The organism is Sandarakinorhabdus sp. (assembly GCF_040398645.1).
Classification (GTDB): domain Bacteria; phylum Pseudomonadota; class Alphaproteobacteria; order Sphingomonadales; family Sphingomonadaceae; genus Sandarakinorhabdus.
In genome coordinates this window covers 15,160-20,049 of sequence record NZ_JBBATR010000022.1, presented here as the reverse complement: position 1 = coordinate 20,049, position 4,890 = coordinate 15,160, and the positions used below count along the sequence as shown (strand labels likewise).

General features: G+C 70.1%; 5 protein-coding genes and 1 pseudogene. All 6 read right to left on the bottom strand.

Annotated features, from left to right (window positions below):
• Window positions 1–903, bottom strand: a pseudogene (locus ABWP50_RS07080) (hypothetical protein); the annotation flags it as partial.
• Entirely contained in the window at window positions 900–1,235 is a 336-nt protein-coding gene (locus ABWP50_RS07075; RefSeq protein ID WP_353217293.1) for a hypothetical protein, read from the bottom strand. The pseudogene ABWP50_RS07080 and the gene ABWP50_RS07075, both read right to left, overlap by 4 nt.
• Window positions 1,232–2,605, bottom strand: coding sequence for a FliI/YscN family ATPase (locus tag ABWP50_RS07070; RefSeq protein ID WP_353217292.1), 1,374 nt, complete (start codon window positions 2,603–2,605; stop codon window positions 1,232–1,234). The genes ABWP50_RS07075 and ABWP50_RS07070 overlap by 4 nt, the downstream gene beginning before the upstream one ends.
• Entirely contained in the window at window positions 2,602–3,234 is a 633-nt protein-coding gene (locus ABWP50_RS07065) for a FliH/SctL family protein (RefSeq protein WP_353217291.1), read from the bottom strand. Before ABWP50_RS07065 ends, ABWP50_RS07070 begins: the two co-directional genes overlap by 4 nt.
• Window positions 3,231–4,253, bottom strand: coding sequence for a flagellar motor switch protein FliG (locus ABWP50_RS07060; RefSeq protein ID WP_353217290.1), 1,023 nt, complete (start codon window positions 4,251–4,253; stop codon window positions 3,231–3,233). The genes ABWP50_RS07065 and ABWP50_RS07060 overlap by 4 nt, the downstream gene beginning before the upstream one ends.
• A partial coding sequence (locus ABWP50_RS07055; RefSeq protein ID WP_353217289.1) for a flagellar M-ring protein FliF C-terminal domain-containing protein occupies window positions 4,250–4,890 on the bottom strand: 641 nt, incomplete at its 5' end. The genes ABWP50_RS07055 and ABWP50_RS07060, both read right to left, overlap by 4 nt.

Below are 4,890 nucleotides of genomic sequence, written 5' to 3'. Positions count from 1 at the left end.
CGGCAGTGATGCCTGCCAGCCGCGCGGCCCCGGCACTGGCCCCGGCATTGGCCCCAGCACTGGCCCGGGTACTGGCCCCGGTACTGGCCCCGGTACTGGCCCCGGTACTGGCCCCGGTACTGGCTTGGCCACTGGCCTCACCTGCGCGTCCATTGCCGCCGCGTCAACACGGCTGGCTGGCACTGGCGCGGCAGCAGCAGCTTGTGGCCGCAGCGGCCATAACGGTGTTGACCACGGCAACGCGTTCGCAGCCGCGATCCCTGGCGCGGCCGGCGCGGCGGCTGCGGCTGCGGCCAGAACGGCATTGCCAGCCGGCGCTTGGCGCAGCACCGTGGCGGGCGTCGTCGCGGCTGCCGACGTCCTGATCATCGTGTCTGCCGCTGCTGTATCCCGGCCGGCGCCTGCCATGCGGGCTGCAAATTGCGCCAGTTCCGGCACCAGCGACAGCGCCCACGCCTGGGTCAGGACGATGGCCGCCGCCGGCGGTGTTTCGGTTTGCGCTTCTTCATCAGCGTCGGCGGCGATTGGCGCCCGTCCCGGGCGGGCATGCGGCAGCGCACCGGCAAGCACGGGCTGCGCTGGTTCAGCCAGGCTGGCAACGAGCAAACTGGCGGGCGCCGTGTCGGGCAAAGCGACGGGCAAGTTCGCCGCCAATAGATCGGCAAAATCACCGCTGCGCGCGCGCGGGCTTTCAAATATGGCCGGCAAACCCGGCGGCGTCCCCGGCACTGGCGGCGCCGCAATCGGTAGCAGGATTTCACTGCCAGCCGGCGGCGTCCTGATCAGCGCGCCATCAAGCGGCGCCGGTTGCAGCGCCGGTTGCAACCCGCCCGGCTGCGGCAAGGCCAACAGCGGCGGCGGGGCTGGTGTTGCAGGGCTGGCGATGTTGATGGTGATAATCATGATCCCTCCTGATCGGCGCGGCGGGCCAGAGCGGCGTCCACGGCGGCGCGGGCGGCGGCAAGCTGGCGGCTGGCATCATCGCGCAGCCCCGCAGAACGATCGCAGCGCACCGCCACATCGGCCGCGATATCCTGCAACTGGCCATCGATACGCGCCCGCGCCGAACGCGCTGCCGCCGCCAGCACGCCTTCGGTCTGGCCGCCAACCAGGCCCTTCACCCGCTCCAGCAGCGCAGCATCGGCCGCAGCCTGGCCCTGCGCCCGCGCCAGATCGGCCAGCGCCAGCCGCTCCCGGATGCGGCGCACGCGGATCAGGCGATCGATCACCATCATGATCGGCCACCGATCGGCGCAGTAAGTGCAATCAGGGTGGCGATGCTGTCGGCTGGATCGGCCGGCACGGCGCGATCCTGGGACATGAACGCCGCCAGCGCCGGCTGCATGGCCAGCGCCACATCCAGTTCCAGATCAGCGCCAGCGGCATAGGCGCCCATCAGCACCAGATCACGGTTTTCCTCCGCCAGCGCCACCATGCGCCGGAACTGGCGGGCCGCCACTTCATGTTCGGCAGTCGCGATATCGATCATCACCCGGCTGGCGCTGTTCACCAGATCGATGGCGGGAAACTGGCCGCGCCCGGCCAGCCGGCGCGACAGCAGCACGTGGCCGTCCATCACGCCGCGCGCGGCATCCACCACCGGATCGGCGCGATCATCGCTCTCGGCCAGCACGGTTGCCACCAGCGTGATGGCGCCGCCGCTGGCGCGGTCACCGCCGGCGCGTTCGGCCAGATCGGCAATCAATTGCAGCGAAGATGGCGGAAAGCCGCGGGCGCCAGCCGGTTCGCCGCGCGCCATTGCCACCTCCCGCGCGCCGTGAACCACCCGCGACAGGCTATCGAGGATCAGCAGCACCTGCTGGCCCTGGCTGCGGAAATATTCGGCAATCGCAAACGCTCGCTGCGCGCCGCGCACCCGGCACAACATGGCATCGGAAGCCGGCACGGCAATGGTGACGGTGCGCTGCCGGGCCGGGCCGGCCAGCTCCAATTCAATGAAATCGCTGATTTCGCGGCTGCGCTCGCCAATCAGCGCCATCACCACGACATCGGCCCGCGCCCAGCGCGTGATCTGGCCAAGCAGCACCGATTTGCCCACACCCGTGCCGGCCATGATGCCGATGCGCTGGCCGGCGCCAAAGCTGAGCAGCGCATCGATGGCGCGCACGCCGGTGGCCAGTGGCTGCGTCACCCGCGATCTTGCATGCGGCAGCAGTGGCGGCGGGCTGGAAGGCATCAGCGCCGTGGCCGCCGGCAGGCCAAGGCCGTCCAGCGGTTGGCCAAGCCCGTCAATCACCCGGCCCAGCAGCGCCGCGCCCACCGGCACCGCGCTGCCCTGCACATCGGGCAGCACCAGCGTGCCGGGCGTGATATCCGCCAGCGGGCGCAGGCCCATGAGCAGCGCGCGGCCATCGCGAAAGCCGATGATCTCGGCAGCGGTGCCGGCGCTGCCCACCAGCACGCGGCTGCCGATCGCGCCGCTGATGCCCAGCACTTCGACGATGGCGCCGTCGGCAGCCACCACCACGCCGCCGCGCCGCACCGGTAGATCTGCCGATCTGGCTGCGCTGGCGGCCTTGATCATGCTGGCCAGGGCTGCGGTGGCCGGGCCAAGCGGTTGTTGCTGGACGCGCCGCCGGCTCATGGCAACACCGCCAGCAATTGCGCCAGCCGTTCGGCCAGGCCGGCATCGATGCGGTAATCCGGGCCAACCACGCTGATATGGCCGGGCGGCAGCGCCGGGTCAGCGCGCGTGATCAGCCCCGGCGGCAGATCGGAGGCGATCAGCGCCAGTGTAGCGGGGTTCGCCAACACGGTGGGCAGTGCATTTTCGGCCACCTCGGCCAGCGCCGCTGCAACCAGCGCCGCCAGCACGCGGCCGCCCGCCGCCAGTTCGGCCATCAGCACGGTTTGGGCCACGGTTTTCACCAGGTCCGCCAGCAGCGGGCGCAAGACGGTATCATCAATCGCGCAGGCGGCGCGAGCGGCATCGGCAGCGGCCATCAAGGCCGCGCGCAGCGGGGCCAATGCTGCTTCGGCAGCCGCCTGCCCGCGCGCTTCGCCGGCGGCAAATCCGGCCGCTTCGCCTTCGGCGCGGGCTTCGCGCAGCAAGCCGACCAGATCGATCGCCGGCTCTGGTTCCACTTCGGGTTCTGGTTCGGGCTGCGGATTCAGGCTGGCCAGCAGCCGCGCCATGGCGGAACCCGCAACGATCTGGCCATCCGGGTTTGCTGCGCCCAGCAAGGCCGCCAGCCGGGGATCATGCGCGCTCACAGCATGGCCTCCCCGGCGGTGGGCAGCATCAGCGCGCCGCTATCGCCCAGCCGGCGCACGGTGCGGCAGATTTCGCGCTGCGCCGTCTCGACTTCGCTGCGCTTCATCGGTCCGCGCTCCACCAGCTCGTCCTGCAATTGCGCGGCGGCGCGTTTGGACATTGCGCCAAAGATCAGCTCTTTCAAAACCGGGCTGGCGCCCTTGATGGCCACCGCCAACTGGCCGGGGTCGACTTCGCGCAGCACCAGCTGCATGTCCTTTTGCGACAGGCCCAGCAAATCTTCGAAGATGAATTGCTGGCTTTCGAGATCGGCCGCGAGTTCGGGATTGACGCTGATCAGCGCCTCCAGCAGCGGCCCGCGGCTGCGCGCCTTCTTGATGACGGCGGCGGTAAATTCGCTGCCCGCCAGCCGCGCTGAATCGCGATTGGTGCCCACACCGCGCAGCTTGGCTTCAATATCGGCCTCCAGCGCCGCCAGATCCTGCAAATTGACCGGCTGCAACGTGGCCAGCCGCATCGCCACATCCGGCTGCAACGCTTCGGGCAAGGCATCCAGCGCGGCTGCCGCCCGGTCTTCGGGCAGATGCGCCAGCACAACCGCTATGGCCTGCGGATGTTCATCGGCAATCAGCGCGGCCAGCGCCGGGCCTTCCACCCAATCGAGCACGGCGAAGCGGCGGCCAGCAGCCGGCGGCCCGATGCGTTCGATCATCGTATCGGCGCGCGGCGTGCCCAGCGCCTTGCCCAGCCGCTGGCGCACTTCACGGCCCTGGCTGTCCAGCGCCGTCACCTTGGCGGTGCGCGCCAGAAATTCATCCAGCACGGCATCAATGGCTTCAGGTGCGATTTCGGCCACGCTCAGCATGGCTTCGCCGACTTGCTGCACCTCCGCCGGGGTCATGCCGGCCAACATTTCGGCGGCTTGGGTTTCTTCGAGGACCAGCAGCAGAATGGCGCATTTCTGCGCACCGCTCAGGCCCGCGGTGGCATCGGGTGCATCAGCGAGCAACGGGATCATGCGGCGGTCGCCGGCTGCGTGTCATCGCTGTCGGCGCCTTCGGCTGCGCCGGGTGCCGGCACCGCATCGCCGGCCGGGCGCAGATCGGCCAGCAGCATCTGCCGCGCCACCGCCATGGCCCGATCCCGGTCCCCGTTCACCAGATCGCGGGCCGCGCCCAGCTTTTCCTGATAATCCAGCGCCTGCGGGAAGGGACGTTTCAATTCGCCGCCTTGCAGTATCTGCGCCTCGGCAACCAGCGCCGCGCCGTCCACCGGCCCCAGCCCGACCACTTCGGCCAAGCCGCCCAGCCCGATGGCATTGAGCATGCTGCCCAGCGTGCTGGTGGCGGCCGCGGCGGCAGCGCCGGCATCACCGGCGGCAATCGCTGCGGCCAGCGCCGCCGCCTTGGCCCGGCTGCGGCCGCGCCATACCAGCAGGGCAATCAGCAGCAGCAGCAACCCGCCGCCGGCAAGCGCCGCCCACGGCCCGTAGTTTTCCACGGCCGGCGATTGATACCAGGGCTTGGGCGCCTGCACTTCGCCGGCAAAGGCGCGCATCTGCACTTCGATCATGTCACCGCGCGCCGCATCATAGCCCATTGCGCCGCGCACCAGCCGCTGGATGTTGGCGATATCCTTGGCCGCCGTCTTGCCCA